This is a genomic window from Klebsiella sp. JN_Kp122 (assembly GCF_040062085.1).
GTDB classification, from domain to species: Bacteria; Pseudomonadota; Gammaproteobacteria; order Enterobacterales; family Enterobacteriaceae; genus Klebsiella; species Klebsiella aerogenes.
Genome location: NZ_JBEAHW010000048.1, coordinates 63,401 through 82,879, shown reverse-complemented (window position 1 = coordinate 82,879; position 19,479 = coordinate 63,401). Strand labels below are relative to the sequence as shown.

The window sequence follows — 19,479 nt, the reverse complement described above, 5'->3', positions numbered from 1 at the left end:
TACGGGACAAACAGGGGAAATGACCATGAGCTTCAATACCATTATCGACTGGAATAGCTGCAGCGCCGCACAACAGCAACAACTCTTAATGCGCCCGGCGATTTCAGCTTCCGAGAGCATCAGCAAAACGGTAGCCGGGATCCTCGCTAACGTTAAAGAGAATGGCGATGCCGCTTTACGCGAATATAGCGCCAAATTCGATAAAACCACCGTCACGGCGCTCAAAGTATCTGACGAAGAAATTGCCGCTGCCGGCGCGCGCCTCAGCGGCGAACTCAAACAAGCGATGGCGGTAGCGGTCAACAATATCGAGACCTTTCACAACGCGCAGCGGTTGCAGGTTGTCGATGTTGAAACCCAGCCCGGCGTACGCTGCCAGCAGCTTACCCGCCCTATCGCCTCTGTCGGCTTATATATTCCGGGCGGCTCGGCGCCGCTGTTTTCAACGGTGCTGATGCTGGCAACGCCAGCGCGCATTGCCGGCTGTCAGGAAGTGGTGCTGTGCTCTCCGCCGCCGATTGCCGATGAAATTCTTTATGCGGCGCAGCTGTGCGGCGTGCGTAATATCTTTAACGTCGGCGGCGCGCAGGCTATCGCGGCAATGGCCTTCGGCACCGAATCGGTGGCGAAAGTCGCTAAAATCTTTGGCCCTGGCAACGCCTTCGTCACCGAGGCCAAGCGCCAGGTCAGCCAGCGCCTCGACGGCGCGGCTATCGATATGCCTGCCGGCCCGTCGGAGGTTCTGGTGATTGCCGACGGCGGCGCAACGCCAGATTTCGTCGCCTCCGATTTACTCTCCCAGGCGGAACATGGCCCGGATTCCCAGGTTATCCTGCTGACCCCCGACGCCGACATGGGCTCCCGGGTCGCCGCAGCGGTTGAACGTCAGTTGGCTGCCCTGCCGCGTGCTGAAACCGCACGTGAAGCGCTTTCCGCCAGCCGTATTATTGTCGCTCGCGATCTCGCGCAATGTGTAGAGATCTCAAATCAGTACGGACCGGAGCACCTGATTATCCAGACCCGCAACGCCCGTGAACTGGTTGACGGCATTACCAGCGCTGGTTCGGTATTCCTCGGCGACTGGTCGCCAGAATCGGCAGGTGATTACGCCTCCGGCACCAACCACGTGCTGCCGACCTACGGCTACACCGCGACCTGTTCCAGCCTCGGTCTGGCGGATTTCCAAAAGCGCATGACCGTACAAGAGCTGACGCGTGAAGGCTTCGCCGCCCTCGCCCCAACTATCGAGATCCTGGCCGCAGCCGAACTGCTGACTGCCCACAAAAACGCCGTGACGCTACGCGTAGCCGCCCTTAAGGAGCAAGCATGAGCATTGAAGACTTAGCCCGCGCCAATATCCGCGCGCTGACGCCGTATCAATCCGCCCGCCGTCTTGGGGGAAAAGGCGACGTGTGGTTGAACGCCAACGAATTCCCCACCGCCGTGGAATTCCAGCTAACCGAACAGACGCTGAACCGCTATCCGGAGCCGCAGCCGAAAGCGGTTATCGAAAACTACGCGCACTATGCTGGCGTAACACCAGAGCAGGTACTGGTGAGCCGTGGGGCTGACGAAGGTATCGAGTTATTGATCCGCGCTTTTTGCGAACCCGGCGAGGACGCGGTCCTTTATTGCCCGCCTACCTACGGTATGTATAGCGTCAGCGCCGAAACTATCGGCGTTGAGTGCCGCACGGTGCCGACGCTCGCCGACTGGCAGCTCGATTTACCGGGTATCGAAGCGAATCTCACCGGCGTGAAAGTGGTCTTTGTCTGTAGCCCGAATAATCCAACCGGGCAGATAATCAATCCGCAAGATTTCCGCGCCCTGCTGGAAATGACGCGCGGTAAAGCTATCGTGGTAGCGGATGAAGCCTATATTGAGTTCTGCCCGCAGGCGTCGCTCGCTGGTTGGCTAAATGAATACCCGCACCTGGTTATCCTGCGCACCTTATCGAAAGCCTTTGCGCTGGCGGGGTTGCGCTGCGGTTTTACGCTGGCTAACGCAGAGGTAATTAATGTACTGCTAAAAGTCATCGCACCTTATCCGCTCTCGACGCCGGTCGCCGATATCGCCGCCCAGGCATTAAGCCCGGCAGGCATTGCCGCTATGCGCGCACGCGTGGCGCAGATCCTGGATGAACGCGCATACCTGGTCGATGCGCTGCGCGAGATCGCCTGCGTCGAACAGGTGTTCGATTCCGAGACCAACTACCTGCTGGCGCGGATAACCGCCTCCAGCGCGGTGTTTAAATCTTTGTGGGATCAGGGCATTATCTTACGTGACCAAAATAAACAACCCTCATTAAGCGGCTGTTTGCGTATCACTATCGGTACCCGTGCAGAGAGCCAGCGCGTGATTGACGCTTTGACTGCGGAGAATGTATGACCCAGAAGTTTCTCTTTATTGACCGTGACGGTACGCTTATCTCTGAACCGCCGGTTGATTTTCAGGTAGACCGGTTTGAAAAACTGGCCTTCGAGCCGCAGGTGATCCCGGCGCTGCTTAAGCTGCAGCAGGAAGGTTACAAGCTGGTGATGATCACCAACCAGGACGGCCTTGGTACCGAAAGCCTGCCGCAGGAGGAATTCGACGGCCCGCACAACCTGATGATGCAGGTCTTCTCCTCGCAGGGCGTTAACTTTGAATCCGTCCTGATCTGCCCGCACATGCCTGGTGATAACTGTGACTGCCGCAAGCCGAAGACCCAGATGGTATTGCCGTGGCTGGAAGACGGCGTGATGGATAAAGCCCACAGTTACGTCATCGGCGACCGCGCCACCGATATCGAGTTGGCGGATAACATGGGTATCACCGGCCTGCGCTATAACAGTGAAACGCTGAACTGGCCGACCATCTGCGAACAGCTGACCCGTCGCGACCGCTATGCTCACGTTGAGCGCATCACCAAAGAGACCCAGGTTGACGTTAAAGTCTGGCTGGACCGTGAAGGCGGCAGTAAGATCCACACCGGCGTTGGTTTCTTCGATCACATGCTCGATCAGATCGCCACCCACGGCGGCTTTCGCCTGGAAATTAACGTCGGCGGCGATCTTTACATCGACGATCACCACACCGTAGAAGATACCGGCCTGGCGTTAGGCGAAGCGTTGAAGCTGGCGCTAGGTGATAAGCGCGGCATTAACCGCTTTGGCTTTGTGCTGCCGATGGATGAGTGCCTGGCGCGCTGCGCGCTGGATATCTCTGGCCGTCCGCACCTCGAATATAAAGCTGACTTCACCTATCAGCGCGTTGGCGACCTGAGCACCGAGATGGTCGAACACTTCTTCCGCTCGCTCTCCTATACCATGGCGGTGACGCTGCACCTGAAAACCAAAGGTAAAAACGATCATCACCGCGTCGAGAGCCTGTTCAAAGCCTTCGGTCGTACGCTGCGCCAGGCCATTCGGGTCCAGGGCGACACGTTGCCATCTTCAAAAGGGGTATTGTGATGAACGTGGTGATCCTCGATACCGGGTGCGCCAACCTCAACTCGGTGAAATCTGCGGTGAGCCGCCACGGCTATGAGCCAGTGGTCAGCCGCGAGCCGGATGTTGTTCTACGCGCCGATAAACTTTTTCTGCCCGGCGTCGGCACCGCGCAGGCTGCGATGGATCAGCTGCGCGAACGCGAACTCATTGACTTGATTAAAGCCTGTACCCAGCCGGTGCTGGGGATCTGTCTTGGCATGCAGTTACTCGGGAGCCGCAGCGAAGAGACAAACGGCGTCGAGCTGCTGGGCATTATTGATGAAGAGGTGCCGAAAATGACCGATCACGGACTGCCGCTGCCGCATATGGGATGGAACCGGGTGTATGCCAAAGCCGGCGATCGCCTGTTCCGCGGCATTGAAGAAGGCGCTTATTTCTATTTCGTCCATAGCTACGCCATGCCGGTCAACCCGTACACTATCGCGCAATGCAACTACGGCGAGGCCTTCACCGCAGCGGTGCAGAAAGATAACTTCTTTGGCGTACAGTTCCACCCTGAGCGCTCAGGTAGCGCCGGTGCGCAGCTGCTGAAAAATTTCCTGGAGATGTAATGATCATTCCAGCTTTAGATTTAATTGACGGTACCGTGGTGCGCCTGCATCAGGGCGACTACGGCCAGCAACGCGACTATGGCAACGATCCGTTACCACGCCTGCAATCCTATGCAGACCAGGGCGCGGAAGTATTGCACCTGGTCGATCTGACCGGAGCAAAAGATCCGGCAAAACGCCAGATTCCGCTGCTTAAGGCCTTAGTCGCCGGCGTTACGGTACCGGTACAGGTCGGCGGCGGCGTACGTACAGAAGAAGACGTTGCCGCACTGCTTGACGCCGGCGTGGCGCGCGTGGTGGTCGGTTCAACGGCGGTAAAATCGCCGGAGGTGGTCAAAGCCTGGTTTAAACGCTTTGGCCCCGAACATCTGGTACTGGCGCTGGACGTACGCATTGATGCCGATGGCAATAAACAGGTGGCGGTGAGCGGCTGGCAGGAAAACTCTGGCGTCACTCTGGAAGAGCTGGTGGAGAGCTATCTGCCGGTCGGCTTGCAACATGTGCTGTGTACCGATATCTCCCGCGATGGCACTCTCGCGGGTTCCAACGTCTCACTGTATGAAGAAGTCTGCGCACGTTATCCGCAGGTGGCGTTCCAGTCTTCCGGTGGGATCGGCGGTCTCAACGATATTGCCGCGCTGCGCGGAACCGGCGTTCGCGGCGTGATCGTCGGCCGCGCGCTGCTGGAAGGTAAATTCAACGTAACGGAGGCTATCCAATGCTGGCAAAACGGATAATCCCCTGCCTTGACGTCCGCGACGGCCAGGTAGTGAAAGGCGTACAGTTCCGCAATCACGAAATTATCGGTGATATTGTGCCGCTGGCAAAACGCTATGCCGATGAAGGCGCGGATGAACTGGTGTTCTACGATATCACCGCCTCCAGCGATGGCCGGGTAGTCGATAAAAGTTGGGTTTCGCGCGTGGCGGAAGTGATTGATATTCCATTCTGCGTCGCGGGCGGGATTAAGTCTCTGGAAGACGCAGCGCAGATCCTCTCCTTCGGCGCAGATAAAATTTCAATTAACTCGCCTGCGCTTGCGGATCCAACGTTAATTACCCGCCTCGCCGGTCGCTTTGGCGTGCAGTGCATCGTGGTAGGTATCGATACCTGGTTTGATGAACAAACCGGTAAATATCACGTTAATCAGTACACCGGCGATGAAAGCCGGACTCGCGTCACCCAATGGGAGACGCTGGATTGGGTGCAGGAAGTACAAAAGCGCGGAGCGGGAGAAATCGTCCTCAACATGATGAACCAGGACGGTGTGCGCAACGGTTATGATCTGGAACAGCTCAGAAAGGTCCGTGAAGTGTGTAACGTTCCGTTGATTGCCTCCGGCGGCGCCGGAACCATGGAGCACTTCCTTGAGGCCTTCCGCGACGCTAACGTCGACGGCGCCCTCGCCGCTTCCGTGTTCCATAAACAGATTATTAATATTGGCGAATTAAAAACGTTCCTGGCAGCCCAGGGCGTGGAGATCAGGGTATGTTGAGTGAACAGCTGGATTGGCAAAAAACCGACGGCATGATGCCGGCCATCATACAGCACGCTGAATCTGGCGAAGTGTTAATGCTGGGATATATGAATGAGGACGCGCTGGCGAAAACGCAAGAAAGCGGCAAAGTGACCTTCTACTCGCGCACCAAACAGCGCCTGTGGACAAAGGGTGAAACCTCCGGCAACTTTCTTAATGTGGTCAGCATCACCCCGGATTGCGATAACGATACCTTGCTAGTATTGGTCAACCCGACAGGCCCGACCTGCCACAAAGGGACGTCAAGCTGCTTTGGGGAGACCGGACACCAGTGGTTGTTCCTCTATCAACTGGAACAACTGCTGGCCGAGCGCAAACATGCCGACCCGGAGAGCTCATACACTGCGAAACTGTATGCCAGCGGCACCAAACGTATTGCGCAGAAAGTGGGAGAAGAAGGCGTGGAGACCGCGCTGGCCGCGACGGTAAATGACAAGTTTGAACTGAAGAATGAGGCGTCAGACCTGATGTATCACCTGCTGGTGCTGTTGCAGGACCAGGGGCTGAATTTGACGGAGGTGGTAAAGAACCTGCGTAGCCGGCATAAATGATGATTCAGGCAGGGTTAAACTGACGTTATCTAAAAAGTAGTTGTCAGATAAACCTTGATTAATCTCATCATCAGTATTCCTGATTTTGTTTGTCGCCTCAAAACAAAATCAGGATTTTCTATCTAAGATCTCTCACCAGATATTGAATAATAGTACGCTTAGTTTTCTTGTTCATTAAGTCACCTGTTTTGTGTTGAGGCGAGAATATCACCTTTAATCAGGTGGCCAAATTTACTGTGCCATATATGGACGCCCCGGGTAATGCAAGTACTGATTCGATGCGGTTTGCTGCCATATATCCGGCGTCGTTAGTGGATCTGATGACCCGCGCCATGATGTCATCCAGCAGTCACCGGGACTCCTGTCGGAGATCAACCCCGACAGGGTGTACGCAGATATGGCAAGGGCTTATCGAAACATCATCATAGTATATTAATGATATTTCTGGGACTCCCTCAGCCCATAGGGTATATTTATTTAATATGACCTTTTTTAATCATACAAAAACATTTCGCATGAAATCACAAATAGTCGGTGGCAACCAGTTGCTTATTTCGTGAACTTCCCCACGCATCAAAGTTTTTAAGGCAGGTTATTAACGAATACTTATCCCAGTTTTCTGTACTCGCTAACTCAATCATAGGCATTGCTAGCATTTGCGGACTTAATGATAAACCGAGGCGCTGACGAGCGGGATAGAAAACTTGAGCAAAATGCTCACTACCGCGACACAATGCGTTTACAGATTCGGAGAGACTTTGATCCGCACCGCGTCCAGGATCTTCTATAGGAGTTACCGGTTCTCCCGGTAATAATCCGATAATAGAAGCATGAGGTGCAGAAAAGAAAAATTCCACCGCGACTCTGGCACTGTATATCTTCCCAACCAAATCAGGACTACTATTTGAACTATCAAAAAGTGCCGCCATATTCATCGTATTTTGTCGATGTAACCGTTCCTGAGTATCAGCGAGGCAGAAGTAATAACCATAAATATCCACTTTCATAAATGTACTTATTGCCTGGCTGAAAGCTTCTTGGGTCGTACCACTCCACCCGACATCCACTACGGCAATTTTTTGGTGGCTTTTGATTCCAACTTGTCTCAGATACTGGAATAACGCGCGACGATTACGCTGGCACACCTTTAAAATTTCCCAACGCCAAGCGTACAAAAACTCAACCAATTTATCATGCACTGCCGGGGTTATCACTATATCGTCACCGAGACCAAAGGCTTTCATGATATCTCGCGCCGGAACCTTCACCCCAATCCTTTCAAGTACCTCACACGGGGCCAGCCCATCACATCCAGAGATCAGAAAAGGAATATAAGCACTGAAATTACTGTCTGTGATTGCCGCCAGAGTAAAGGTGGTACGGGAACCATAAAAATAATTAAACGGTGGTAACTCCGACTGCATCTGCTGCTTCGCAACATTGGTCAGAACATAACCGTCGCGAGCGAAAAACAGAATATGATCGATACCGTCAGCTTGTGATTTTGCTTTAATCCACTCAAGAAAACCAACGCTGGCAGGCCCACCGGTTAAAAAGCCCAGCTCTTCATACGAACCATAATCTATCTCACGGGCCTCCATGCGCAGCAAGCCTTCAGCCAATGAAGTGCTCAGACTGACATTTTTCTTCTTCTCACGAAAACGACTAGCAATATAGTGGTAACTCATCAGCCCTTTCTCCGCCGGGCGTTTAAAATCACCAATTTCACTATCACCAATGTGCAGAATCTTAGCTGGTGGTACCCCTAACTTTTCACTGACAAGAGTGAACAACTCACCGCTGTCACGCTTGGTTGCATTTTCATCTGCGGATGAAAAAACAGCCACGCCATTAATTTGCTGTTTTGCCAGAGCCTGATCGAAGAATCGCGCGGAAAAATACATATCCGAGATGATAACAACGCGCTTGCCAGCTGCAAGCAACTGCTCAAACAGCGGGAACAACTCATAGTTAGGCTCGATAAGCTGTAGTTCCAGCTCATACTCTGCCTGCATCAGCGCGTCTTTCGTGTACTGACAATCTGGGAAACAACTATAAATATTATCAAGGGTTATTTCTTTACGCCCTTCCCGAACCATAACGCCAAAAGCATCTGCCTGTGCTTGTTGGCGTTTGGCCTTGAAGTTCTCAATATTCAGTTTTTCACCTAAAAGGGTGAATGCATCTTCCGGGTCTGAAAGCGGGCGCAGATATAACGTATCAAAAAAATCGAATGAAACAACCTCAGCCACATCAATCATTTTAGCCAGTTTAGGTTCACAAAGAAGCTGGCCCTTCGAAAGTTCGTCCATCTTTTACTCCAAATCTAAAATCCAGAAGCGACTTAAGCTGTTAAATCAAAGTTAATTCCATTCGGAGCTAAATTGACATTGTAGAAAGGATCATACTGATAGAAATTAGGATGCTTCTCATACAAACGACGTAACTCACTAAATAGACGCTCTTGTTTAACAGGGTCGACGAGGTCTAAACCGCGGCTAATCGATTCGTAGTGATAAAGTGTTACCGCCTGGCATACGACGTTATAGAAGCCATTTTGGGACAATGTAAAACATAAATCCACGTCGTTATAAGCAATAGGGAAAGATTCATCAAATCCGCCAATCTTCTGATATTTTTCTCGTTCGATCATCAGACAGGCTCCGGTTACCGCCAGCCAGTTATATTCCAGAAGGTTACGCATAAAGTAACCCGGGCTATTGCTATCATGGCGCAAGAAGGCATGTACCGGGCCACACTGCAGGTTCAGCACACCAGCATGCTGAATTTGCTGAGTGCCTGGATATAACAATTTTGCACCGACGGCGCCAATATGTGGAAGTTGCGCATATCCCGCCATTCGCTCCAGCCAGTCATCCATCAGCACTTCAGTATCATCGTTAAGGAACAGTAGAATATCGCCTGACGATGCCGCAACCCCTATGTTATTCAATTCTGAGAAGTTAAACGGGATATCATGATGTATTACCTTCACACGCGAAACAGACGTTAGCTCGGAGAAGTAAGCCAGCGTGGTTTCCGCCACCGAACCGTTATCAACGATGATAACTTCATAATGCTCATATTTCGTCTTCTCGATAAGGGAATCAATACAACGACGTAGAACTTCCGCATTATCACGGGTAGGAATAATGATAGAAATCAGCGGGGTACCCGTCAGATGATAATTGACACGGAAATACCCTGGGACCTCAGTCACAGGCTCGACGGTCCCTTGTAATCCACGGCGTTTTAACGCATCGACTCGCACTTGCCGCGAAGCTTCGAGAACATAGGGCTTAGCAGCAATATCTGATGCTACTGAAGCCGGAATGATTCGCCAGTGATAAAGGATCTTATCAATATGGCTAATACGGTTAGTATGTTCAGCAACTCGCAAAACGAAGTCCCAGTCCTGGCAGCCATCAAATTCGGAACGTAACAGACCGGTTTTTTCCAACAGGCTGCGGCGCACACATGACGCATGACAAGTAAACATCGTACTCATCATGGTGTCAGGTGACCAATCGGGTTTGAAGTGCGGCTGGGTATAGTCCCCGTCTTCGGTAAGCTTATCTTCATCACTGTAAATGAAATCAGGTTGCTGCTGCTCGATACACAGAGCCATTTCATACAAGCAGTCGACCGTAAGCTCGTCGTCATGGTCAGCAAATACGATGAAATCCCCTTTTGCTGCTTTGATACCAAGATTAGTCGCACCTGAAATCCGTAAATTAGATTCTGCATGGATAATTCTAATCTGCGGGTGTGAAATATTTTTTAATGCTTGCTGAAGTTGAGGATCCGGGCTGCAATCATCGGCAAGAATTAATTCCCAATGCGGATACCATTGCGAGGTGATTGATTTCAACAATCCGTCGAGCAGATCCAAAGGGGTATTATAAACAGGTATTACAATAGAGAAGAAAGGCTTACTTTCGATCGCTGCAATGCGCTCAGCGAGGTCGACAGGCCGTGCAGGTTCAACATAGCAGTACCCTGAACGACCAGGTTTCAGCTGATAACCGGTTTTGTTATCGTATGAAATCGAGGCGGCAGGTACGGTATTAAGATTCAAGTTTTCTTGCAATACACTGATACTGCGCTGCTGTTTCAGGCGAGCAATAATCCCAGAAACCCCTTCCTGGCGAATATAATACATACCTTTCTGCGCGACAGCTTTCATTCCATGCTTCTGAATCAGTCCCGTAATCAGTCGATTCGCTTTTTTAAGCTTGAGATTCACCCCACCCGCAATACGGAGAGGTTTTGAGACTTTCCAGCTAGTGGACTCTCTGAAATCATTGATGATACTATTCAAAACCTGAATATGCCCAACATAGTTGGCCAGCTGCGCGTTCTGTGAATCAACTTTTGCTTTTAACTCGAGCAACTCTGCCGTTAATTTTTGCTGAGCCTGCTGTAACTGACTCAGTTCACTTTCGGTTAGAGCATGACTGCGGATTCTTTCCGCCAGGGCTTGAGCAACAACATCAGGTGCGGCCATCTGGAGACTAACATTAACCGTTATCTGCTGACCAATAAACACTTGTGGTATCAATATTTGCGGATCGTTAGAGTTGGAATAATACAGCACACCCTGCTCTAACGCGCATACCTCACAGAGATCCACATAGCTGGCAGTGCCATCTTTCAGGGACCACTGGACATGACCCTCTCGATCTTTCACCTGCAGGTTTTCAATCAATATCCAACCGCTGGTTTCCGAAGGATCCAGTCTCAGATAGTGCTTTTCATTTGGGTTAACCGATACATCTAGTGAATGTGAGACCGTCTGACCGAATTTGAGATTAAAAGACGAGCTTTGCAACTGGGTAAATTCCTGCTCACCATTGCGGTAATAAAGACGACCTTCAGAGGAAAATGAGGACGCTCCACTACTCAAGGGTGCATCAGGGTGCCAGACGTCAAGATATGACTTACTTAAGCCTGTAACTTGCTGCTGGAAAATAATTTCTTGTTCATTAAAAGCATTCAGTTCTGATTCATTAAGCGTGAAACCACATTCCCTAATAACCTGAAGAATAAACTCCTGGCGGGTTATTTCTGGATTTTCAGCCGGTAGCATTACCCGGGCACTTTGCCGTAAGAGGATATTGAGCGTTCTGAATAAAAGATACGTTGTCTCAATTGGCTTAGGTGCTGCCCATTCACAATCAAATAGATGAGGCTGCCCACTGTTATCTATAATGATATTCTGCGGCAACGCATCAATAAACTCACCTGGAATGGTCTGATGGAGGTCAGTTGAATGTCCTTTGCCTGCAAGCAATAACTGCAAATGCGCAAGGTATTCACGTAGCAAAGTAACAACCTGCGCTATACGCCATTCAGGTGAGGTGAATAATGTCACGAACTTAAAACTGAACGGAAAACCATTATGGTAGACAGGTTTATCTACTATTCTACAGATATAGTTGCCCTGCTCGGTTTCTGTCGACTCAGCAAGTTTTTCATAATGAATATTTACGGCAGCATTGTCTGAAGAGAAAATAGTCTCTTTAACATATGCAGGTTTTCGTTGTGTACTGTAATGATACGCTAAGATGTTGGCATCAGTTGCCGGATAATCAGCAACGGTTGCAGCAATCAAAAACGAGTTGGCCAGATCCATGCCAAGGTTATTTCTAAAGATAACCGGCCAGGCGTCGGTCAATGAAAAATTCAGCATAGCCGGCAATTGTGGGTCGGCGGCAACGGTTTGCCAGGCAAAAGCGCCTGCATCAAACTCACTAAGTTTACATCCACGCTCAGTGATGATCGAGGTCGGCATTTTATAATCTGGGAAAGGCGCCATAAACTCGACGGCATGATAGCCACTTCCTTTCAGCAGTTGCTCGATGGCAACTTTGCCATAAGTCTCTGGTTCGCCAGACTTATATCGCCCTTCAACACCGTACATCGGTTTTGCCAGATGATCTTCCGGCGCACCAGCAAAGTATTTGAGACCAAGTTGGTTCTCAATAGCAATAAAAAGAAAACCATCAGGTTTTAAAAAACCTCTGATTTTCTCAAGCATGGCATTTGCAGCATGCTCAGCTGAGCTGAACATGCTGGCATATTCAAGTACGCCGATCAGGGTGATAGCGTCGAATTTTTCATCGGTTTGAAAATCATCAAAACGTTCAGCGAGAACCGTAATATTATCCAGATCGCGGGTACGGCTGGACGCAATCGCAGCTCGGCGCTGACTGCCTTCAAGCGCAAGAATTTGCCCACCATTTTCGCCAAGGAAACGGGTAATTGCGCCACACCCGGCGCCGATCTCCAGTACTTTACCTCTCAGCTTATCCTGGAACGGGCGTAAAATATTGCCTCGCTGGGAACTCAGATGATAAAGCGTCTGCCAGTCAATACATTGATTACGTAGCTCAGAGGAAAATATGGATATATCTTTCGCAGATGCGATGATCTTGGCTAATCGTTGTTCTTCGTAATCGCCATCACTATATGAAATATCCTGGTAATCGGCTCGGGACCAAATTCCATGCTGTGCCAGAAATTTATAACCATTTTTTTCAAGATGAAACATATACTCGACCTATGCAAAATTTAAATCGGACGGTGTATTTTCTTATTCCGATTATGCTTGCTGAATTATTTAACAACTGAATTAAATTGATGAACACTTCATTTTAACACCAAGATCAACCAGACCAATAAATCCTGGTGTGGGTTCTACGGCTAAATGAATTGAATCATAACGACGGTCATGAGGTATGATATTGCCTTCAATATCGCTACTTGCAATACCTACAGAAATAAAATAGTCCCCTTGGCTCAGTATTCCTGGGAATTCGATGGCAATAATATACTCATCCTTTGATGTGTTATCATCGACAAATTGAATACCTTGATATTCAGTATTGGTATTATAAATAGTCACACCTTCTTTGGTTTTGATTGCAAACCCAAAGATCGGCCTGATAATCAGTTGGTTGAATTTGATTCTAAATTTAAACTGGAGAAGTTGATCATTTCGGCAAATAGTCGGGTACTCTTCAGCATTTTGAACGAAATGATAGTCAACAATCTCAGCGGCACGATCACCCCAACGATACTCAGCACTATTATAATTTGCTCGTTGGTCAAAACCAGCATCGCCATATTGCCAGGCGGGTGTTGCATTCTCAGACAGGGGTTGTTGCTCAGAGGCCATTTCACGATCAAGACGCTCTTGTTCGCCTTTTGCTGCTTGATCAATGGAATCAGAAAGTGACGCTTTTTCCGCATTCTCTTTTGGTGACTTTCCAAAGAGCAGATCAAGATAGTGATTCACCACAACCCTTGGGGAATCCTGCAGCATTAACTCGCCATCGTTAAGCAATATTGCACTATCACAATGAGTCACAATCTGTTCCGTCGCATGTGACACAAACAATATAGAGGTTCCATTGGCCTTTAACTGTTTCAGGCGAGCAAAGCATTTCGCCTGGAATTTTGCATCACCCACAGCCAAAGCTTCATCAACAATTAATATTTCGGGGTTAATCTGAGCCTGAACTGCAAATGCCAGCCTTACCAGCATCCCGCTCGAGTAAGAGCGAACCGGGGAATCAATAAAGTGCCCAATATCTGCGAAAGCCAGAATGTCATCCAGTCGATTATCGACCTCAGCCTTCGTCAGACCAAGTAACGAAGCATTAAGATAGACGTTTTCACGGCCACTAAAATCATTATTGAAACCAGCCCCCAACTCCAGTAATGCAGCAACCCGTCCATTAACCCTGACCTCACCAGAAGTTGGCGTCAACGTTCCAGCAAGGATTTGCAGTAGTGTTGATTTTCCTGAACCATTTTTCCCAACAATGCCAATAGTCTGACCACGTGGCAATTTGAAGGAGATATCCTGGAGGGCCCAGAACTCATCATGGTAAACGCGCGCAACGCGACCAAGTCGCTGATCAATTTTAGGTACAATAAAATCTTTTAAACGTCGAAGTGGATTGTCATAAACTTGATAGCATTTACTAATATTATCTACTTCAATTGCATAATCATTAGATGACATCAGCAAAACCCTTCCGTGTTTTCTGGAACCAGATATAGCTCAGCACCATTATGATAACTGAAATGAGGGTGTATACCGCCAAGCCAGCAAAATTAGGAAGCCCGCCCCAAATAATAACTGTTCGTGCTTGCTCAATGATGAAGGTAAGAGGATTCAGCAAAACAATATGCTGGAATGATTTAGGAAGCGCTGATAACGGGTAAAATACTGGCGAGAGAAACATGACCACTGTCATAATAATACCGATTGATTGGCCGATGTCTCTGATATAAACGCCAAGAGATGATAGCAACCAAGCCAGTCCCAATGTCAGAATAATCAGGGGCAAAAACACTAAAGGTGCAAATATTATGGTCCAATGAAGAAAACCATTAAATGTTATGAACGCGATAAGTAACACACAGAAACTAATAAAACTATGGAAAAGTACTGAAAGTAATGTCACAACAGGTAAAATTTCAAGAGGGAACACAACTTTCTTAACATAGTTTGCATGCTGGATGATGAGGCCCGGAGCTCGCATCAGCGTTTCAGCAAAGAATCCGTGAGTAATCATCCCCACGAAAAGAATAACTGCAAACTGGGTCTTTGGTTCATTAACGGCTCCAGCACCCCATTTCGCTTTAAAAACAACCGAAAAAACAATGGTATACACTGCAAGCATAAATATTGGGTTAATAAACGACCAAAACAATCCCATCACTGAACCTTTATATCGCCCGCTGATATCTCGGCGGGTCATTTGATATATAAGGTTTTTATTACGCCATATTGAGGCAAGCATTTTATATAATGCTGTATTTTTTAAGGATAGATGACTCACTGGTATCCTCTTGCTGTTTTAATGCTGTACTGGGAAAAGAAGTGGCCGTCGTTATAACTTCTTTAAAAGGACTGCCATAAACAACGCAATATTACCTAGAGTAGTTTGACGATAGGGTTTTAGTAAACAAAAAACACGCAATCGATCGACCAGGCATGCGCTTCGTAATCTAATGAAATTTCCTAACTTAATTTTACTATCAGGAGTTAAGTATTCATTAAGGCTCATCAGCAGATCAATATTCTTTTGATTCCAGTTTTTGAATTTACCATCCATCAGCTTTCTGATGCGCAAAAGCCTTGCCGTCATTGAAATATTAGAGCCAATGATATTTTGGCCATGTTGGCGATAAAGAATAGCAGGATGCGGGTCATAATATATATGACCATTGCAACCAGAAACAAGAATATAGATCCACCAGTCATGCGAGATAATTTCATCATAACACGGAGTTTGGGATACCAACTCCCGTGCCTGATGATTCAGAATCATAGTATTCCCACCAGCGATGCTCTGCACGAGGGCATTACAAAAAGAGGGGGTATATTCGAATAATGGAGAAAAACCAATAGGATGGCCGTCACCATCTATTAGTTGTGTACGGCCACAGTAAACCGCTGGTTTATTAAACTCACTAAAGCTGGCAAGATATCGAACACCACGCTCAAGCTTATCGTCATACCAAATATCATCCTGGTCGCAAAAAGCAAAATAGTTACAGTCAGAGCCGTTACTTTGTAAAGAGGAGATAAAATTCCAGGCAAATCCTTTACGAGGACCATGTGTAATGTGTAGACGGCCTTCTCCTAACTTACGCTGGTACTCCTCTAGAATAGCAATGGTTCCATCCGTGGAACCATCATCTGAAACATAAATAACCCAATTCTTATAGGTCTGATTAATTATCGAATCAATCTGCTCCTTTAAATACTTCTCACCATTGTAGGTGCAGAGCAGGACCGCAATTTTATCGTTTATATTCATGAATTAATTATATACTTCAGCATCACTCAATAATAATCCATTCAGATCTTTTGCAGAAAGCTGAATATCATCAATGTCAGGCCATTTGATGCCAATTTCTGGGTCATTCCAGAGAATACTGCGCTCAGACTGTGGCGCATAGTAGTTGGTTGCTTTATAGACAAACTGTACCGTCTCACTCAGGGCCATAAAGCCATGCGCAAATCCTTCCGGAATCCACAGCTGACGCTTGTTCTCTGCGCTCAGCACCACGCCAACCCACTGACCGAAAGTCGGGGATGAACGACGCACGTCCACTGCCACATCGAACACTTCACCTTCGGTGCAGCGTACCAGTTTGCCTTGAGCATGTGGGGCCAACTGATAGTGCAGGCCGCGCAGCACGCCTTTCTGTGACTGCGAATGGTTGTCCTGTACAAACTCAACATGACGACCCACTGCCTCATCAAACATCTTGCTGCTAAAGCTTTCAAAGAAAAAGCCGCGCGCATCACCGAACACGCGGGGTTCAAAAATCAGGACCTCAGGAATGTCTGTTTTAATAATATTCATACTAGTTGTTCACCTATTTACCTAAAACTTCAACCACAACCCGTTCTACACCCTGGCGCCAGTCCGGTAACGTCACACCGAACACCCGCTGGAACTTTTCATTCGACAGACGCGAGTTCAGCGGACGTTTTGCCGGCGTCGGGTAGGCCGTAGTCGGGATACCGTTAACTTCTTTCACCGCCAGAGCTGTGCCATGCGTACGAGCAACATCAAATACAAAGCGTGCGTAGTCATACCAGTTGGTTTCTCCGCTGGCCACCAGGTGGTAAATACCTGCCACCGCCCTATTAAGCTGTTCTTCACGAATAGCGATGGCGGTACAGTCTGCCAACAGCTCTGCCCCGGTAGGTGCACCATGTTGATCGTCAATGATTGACAGCGTCTCCTTCTCACCCGCTAGTCGCAGCATGGTTTTGGCAAAGTTCGCCCCGCGGGTGGCGTACACCCAGCTGGTGCGGAAAATTAGATGACGCGGGTTACCCTGCTGCAGCGCAAGCTCACCGGCACGTTTGGTTTCACCGTAGACATTCAATGGCCCGGTGGCCTCATCTTCCTGACGATAGTGACTCCCCTCTCCGTCGAACACGTAGTCGGTGGAGTAATGTACCATCAGAGCCCCCAGCTTCGCTGACTCTTCTGCCAGCACAGCCACACCCCGGTCATTCAGCAGATCAGACAGCTCGCGCTCGCTTTCCGCTTTATCAACAGCGGTATGCGCCGCTGCATTCACAATCACATCCGGTTTCACCTGGCGGACGGTCTGAGCAATACCTTCGAGATTGGTCAGGTCACCGCACAATTCCGCATCGAAGTAGTCAACCGCCACTACCTCTCCCAGGGTAGACAGTGAACGTTGGAGCTCCCAGCCTACCTGCCCGTTCTTACCAATCAGTAAAATTTTCATGATTAAATACTCTGTGTAAATGGTCGGCAGGCCATTAGCGTTCGCTGAGCAGACGCTGCAGATAAGCGCCATATTCGGTTTTCTTTAACTTTTCGGCCTGCGCCGCCACCCCTTCCGCAGACAGCCACTGGTTACGGAAAGCGATCTCTTCCAGACAGGCAACCTTCATCCCCTGACGTTTCTCGATGGTATGAATGAACTGTGAGGCCTCAATCAGGCTGTCATGTGTTCCTGTATCCAGCCAGGCAAAACCACGTCCCAGCAATTCCACCTGCAGATCGCCGCGCTCCAGATACATCTGGTTCAGGGTGGTGATTTCCAACTCACCGCGCGCAGACGGTTTGACGGCTTTCGCCATCTCCACCACGTCGTTGTCGTAGAAATACAGGCCGGTCACCGCCCAGTCAGATTTAGGTTTCAGCGGTTTTTCCTCAATCGACAGCGCTCTGAAGTGCTCATCGAACTCCACCACGCCGAAACGTTCCGGGTCGAGTACTTGATAGCCAAACACGGTGGCACCAGACGTTTTGCTGGCCGCCGCATCCAGTTTCCGGCCAAAACTCTGACCGAAATAGATGTTGTCGCCCAGCACCAACGCACAGGCGTCGTTACCGATGAACTCTTCACCGATAATAAAGGCCTGCGCCAGACCATCCGGGGACGGCTGAATGGCGTAACTGAAGTTCACCCCGAACTGTGAACCGTCACCCAGCAGACGCTGGAATGCCGGCATATCTTCCGGGGTGGTAATGATCAGAATATCGCGGATCCCGGCCAGCATCAGAACGGATACTGGATAATAGATCATCGGCTTGTCGTAAATCGGCAGCAGCTGTTTAGACACGCCCTGAGTGATGGGATATAAACGGGTGCCGGAGCCGCCGGCCAGAACAATACCTTTCATGAGTTTATATCCTTATTCAGTTATTCAGGCCAAGACGTTCACCGGCATACGAGCCGTCCAGCACGCGCTGCCACCAGGTGGTGTTGTTCAGATACCAGTGAACGGTTTTCTCGATCCCGCTTTCAAAGGTCTCCTGCGGTACCCAGCCAAGGTCACGCTCAATTTTTGCAGCATCAATCGCATAGCGCAGGTCATGACCCGGACGGTCCTTCACAAAGGTGATCAGGTCAGCAAAGTGGCTGATATTGCCCGGCTTCTGCTCCACCACCTTGTCCAGGATGCTGCAAATCGTACGGACCACATCGATATTTTTACGCTCGTTATGACCGCCAATATTGTAGGTTTCACCGTTCCGGCCTTCAGTCGCTACCTTATACAGCGCCCGGGCATGGTCTTCGACGTAGAGCCAGTCTCGGATCTGCTCACCGTTGCCATACACCGGCAGCGGTTTACCCGCGATGGCGTTAAGAATGGTCAGCGGGATCAGTTTTTCCGGGAAGTGGTACGGGCCATAGTTGTTGGAGCAGTTGGTCACCACGACCGGCAGGCCGTAGGTACGGTTCCAGGCGCGAACCAGATGGTCGCTACCGGCTTTAGAGGCCGAGTACGGGCTGCTTGGCGCGTAAGACGTCTCTTCAGTAAAGAGATCGTCGGTACCGTCGAGGTCGCCATAGACTTCATCCGTGGAGATATGGTGGAAGCGGAAGGTCTGCTTTGCTGTCTCATCGAGGGAGGACCAGTAGTGACGGGCCGCTTCCAGCAGGGTAAAGGTGCCAATCAGGTTGGTCTGGATAAAAGCGGCCGGACCGTCAATAGAGCGGTCAACATGGCTTTCGGCAGCCAGGTGCATTACAATATCAGGCTGAAACTCACTGAACTGTTGAGCCACGCTCTGGGCGTCGGTGATATCCGTACGCGAGAAAGAATAACGGCTGTTGTCGGCTACAGAAGCCAGAGACTCGAGATTACCTGCGTAAGTCAGGCAGTCCATAACGCGAACGTCATTCTGAGTATTCTCAATGATATGACGAACAACGGCAGAACCAATAAACCCAGCGCCACCGGTGACAAGGATCTTCATACTCTCTCTCATTTTTCAATAAGTTAAATGTTAGTAAAGAATACATTGTAAACTGCAGACACGCTACCG

Annotated in this window: 16 protein-coding genes; 7 read left to right on the top strand and 9 right to left on the bottom strand. The window is 49.4% G+C overall.

The genetic code is table 11. The features are described 5' to 3' along the window. Window positions 1-25: 25 nt before the first annotated feature. From hisD to hisIE, 7 genes are read left to right on the top strand one after another with little or no spacing between them, the layout of a single operon-like run. The gene (hisD, locus tag ABLU78_RS22860) at window positions 26-1,330 is read left to right on the top strand and encodes a histidinol dehydrogenase (protein ID WP_048229011.1); all 1,305 of its coding nucleotides are present in this window, start codon (window positions 26-28) and stop codon (window positions 1,328-1,330) included. Beyond that, window positions 1,327-2,388, top strand: a complete 1,062-nt coding sequence (hisC, locus tag ABLU78_RS22855; RefSeq protein WP_015706029.1) for a histidinol-phosphate transaminase — start codon at window positions 1,327-1,329, stop codon at window positions 2,386-2,388. The genes hisD and hisC overlap by 4 nt, the downstream gene beginning before the upstream one ends. Beyond that, a complete protein-coding gene (gene hisB / locus ABLU78_RS22850; protein WP_047045727.1) occupies window positions 2,385-3,452 on the top strand; it encodes a bifunctional histidinol-phosphatase/imidazoleglycerol-phosphate dehydratase HisB in 1,068 nt (355 codons plus the stop codon). Before hisC ends, hisB begins: the two co-directional genes overlap by 4 nt. Then, window positions 3,452-4,042 carry an imidazole glycerol phosphate synthase subunit HisH gene (gene hisH, locus ABLU78_RS22845; RefSeq protein ID WP_015365820.1) on the top strand — a complete coding sequence of 197 codons (591 nt, stop codon included), beginning with the start codon at window positions 3,452-3,454 and terminating at the stop codon, window positions 4,040-4,042. The genes hisB and hisH overlap by 1 nt, the downstream gene beginning before the upstream one ends. Continuing rightward, complete coding sequence (hisA, locus tag ABLU78_RS22840; protein WP_048229014.1) at window positions 4,042-4,779, top strand: 1-(5-phosphoribosyl)-5-[(5-phosphoribosylamino)methylideneamino]imidazole-4-carboxamide isomerase; 738 nt, start codon at window positions 4,042-4,044, stop codon at window positions 4,777-4,779. Before hisH ends, hisA begins: the two co-directional genes overlap by 1 nt. Then, a complete protein-coding gene (hisF, locus tag ABLU78_RS22835) occupies window positions 4,761-5,537 on the top strand; it encodes an imidazole glycerol phosphate synthase subunit HisF (RefSeq protein WP_048229015.1) in 777 nt (258 codons plus the stop codon). The genes hisA and hisF overlap by 19 nt, the downstream gene beginning before the upstream one ends. Beyond that, window positions 5,531-6,130 carry a bifunctional phosphoribosyl-AMP cyclohydrolase/phosphoribosyl-ATP diphosphatase HisIE gene (gene hisIE, locus ABLU78_RS22830; protein WP_048229017.1) on the top strand — a complete coding sequence of 200 codons (600 nt, stop codon included), beginning with the start codon at window positions 5,531-5,533 and terminating at the stop codon, window positions 6,128-6,130. The genes hisF and hisIE overlap by 7 nt, the downstream gene beginning before the upstream one ends. Window positions 6,131-6,651: 521 nt before the next feature. Here hisIE and ABLU78_RS22825 read toward each other — a convergent pair. From ABLU78_RS22825 to rfbB, 9 genes are all read right to left on the bottom strand, one after another. Next, complete coding sequence (locus ABLU78_RS22825) at window positions 6,652-8,442, bottom strand: HAD family hydrolase (protein ID WP_045389235.1); 1,791 nt, start codon at window positions 8,440-8,442, stop codon at window positions 6,652-6,654. A gap of 32 nt (window positions 8,443-8,474) precedes the next feature. Beyond that, entirely contained in the window at window positions 8,475-12,683 is a 4,209-nt protein-coding gene (locus tag ABLU78_RS22820; protein ID WP_053040961.1) for a glycosyltransferase, read from the bottom strand. A gap of 81 nt (window positions 12,684-12,764) precedes the next feature. Next, entirely contained in the window at window positions 12,765-14,162 is a 1,398-nt protein-coding gene (locus ABLU78_RS22815) for an ABC transporter ATP-binding protein (RefSeq protein WP_045389232.1), read from the bottom strand. Then, window positions 14,152-14,946, bottom strand: coding sequence for an ABC transporter permease (locus ABLU78_RS22810; protein WP_074166511.1), 795 nt, complete (start codon window positions 14,944-14,946; stop codon window positions 14,152-14,154). The genes ABLU78_RS22815 and ABLU78_RS22810 overlap by 11 nt, the downstream gene beginning before the upstream one ends. A gap of 90 nt (window positions 14,947-15,036) precedes the next feature. Beyond that, the gene (locus ABLU78_RS22805) at window positions 15,037-15,969 is read right to left on the bottom strand and encodes a glycosyltransferase family 2 protein (RefSeq protein ID WP_045389227.1); all 933 of its coding nucleotides are present in this window, start codon (window positions 15,967-15,969) and stop codon (window positions 15,037-15,039) included. A 3-nt stretch (window positions 15,970-15,972) separates the two neighbouring features. Then, on the bottom strand, window positions 15,973-16,521 hold the full coding sequence (rfbC, locus tag ABLU78_RS22800) for a dTDP-4-dehydrorhamnose 3,5-epimerase (protein ID WP_045389224.1): 549 nt from the start codon (window positions 16,519-16,521) through the stop codon (window positions 15,973-15,975). Between the two features lie 13 nt (window positions 16,522-16,534). Beyond that, window positions 16,535-17,425, bottom strand: coding sequence for a dTDP-4-dehydrorhamnose reductase (rfbD, locus tag ABLU78_RS22795; RefSeq protein WP_045389259.1), 891 nt, complete (start codon window positions 17,423-17,425; stop codon window positions 16,535-16,537). Between the two features lie 34 nt (window positions 17,426-17,459). After that, the gene (gene rfbA / locus ABLU78_RS22790) at window positions 17,460-18,329 is read right to left on the bottom strand and encodes a glucose-1-phosphate thymidylyltransferase RfbA (protein WP_045389221.1); all 870 of its coding nucleotides are present in this window, start codon (window positions 18,327-18,329) and stop codon (window positions 17,460-17,462) included. Between the two features lie 16 nt (window positions 18,330-18,345). Next, window positions 18,346-19,410: a dTDP-glucose 4,6-dehydratase gene (gene rfbB / locus ABLU78_RS22785; protein ID WP_048229019.1), complete on the bottom strand. Its 1,065-nt coding sequence runs from the start codon at window positions 19,408-19,410 to the stop codon at window positions 18,346-18,348. Between the last annotated feature and the right edge of the window lie 69 nt (window positions 19,411-19,479).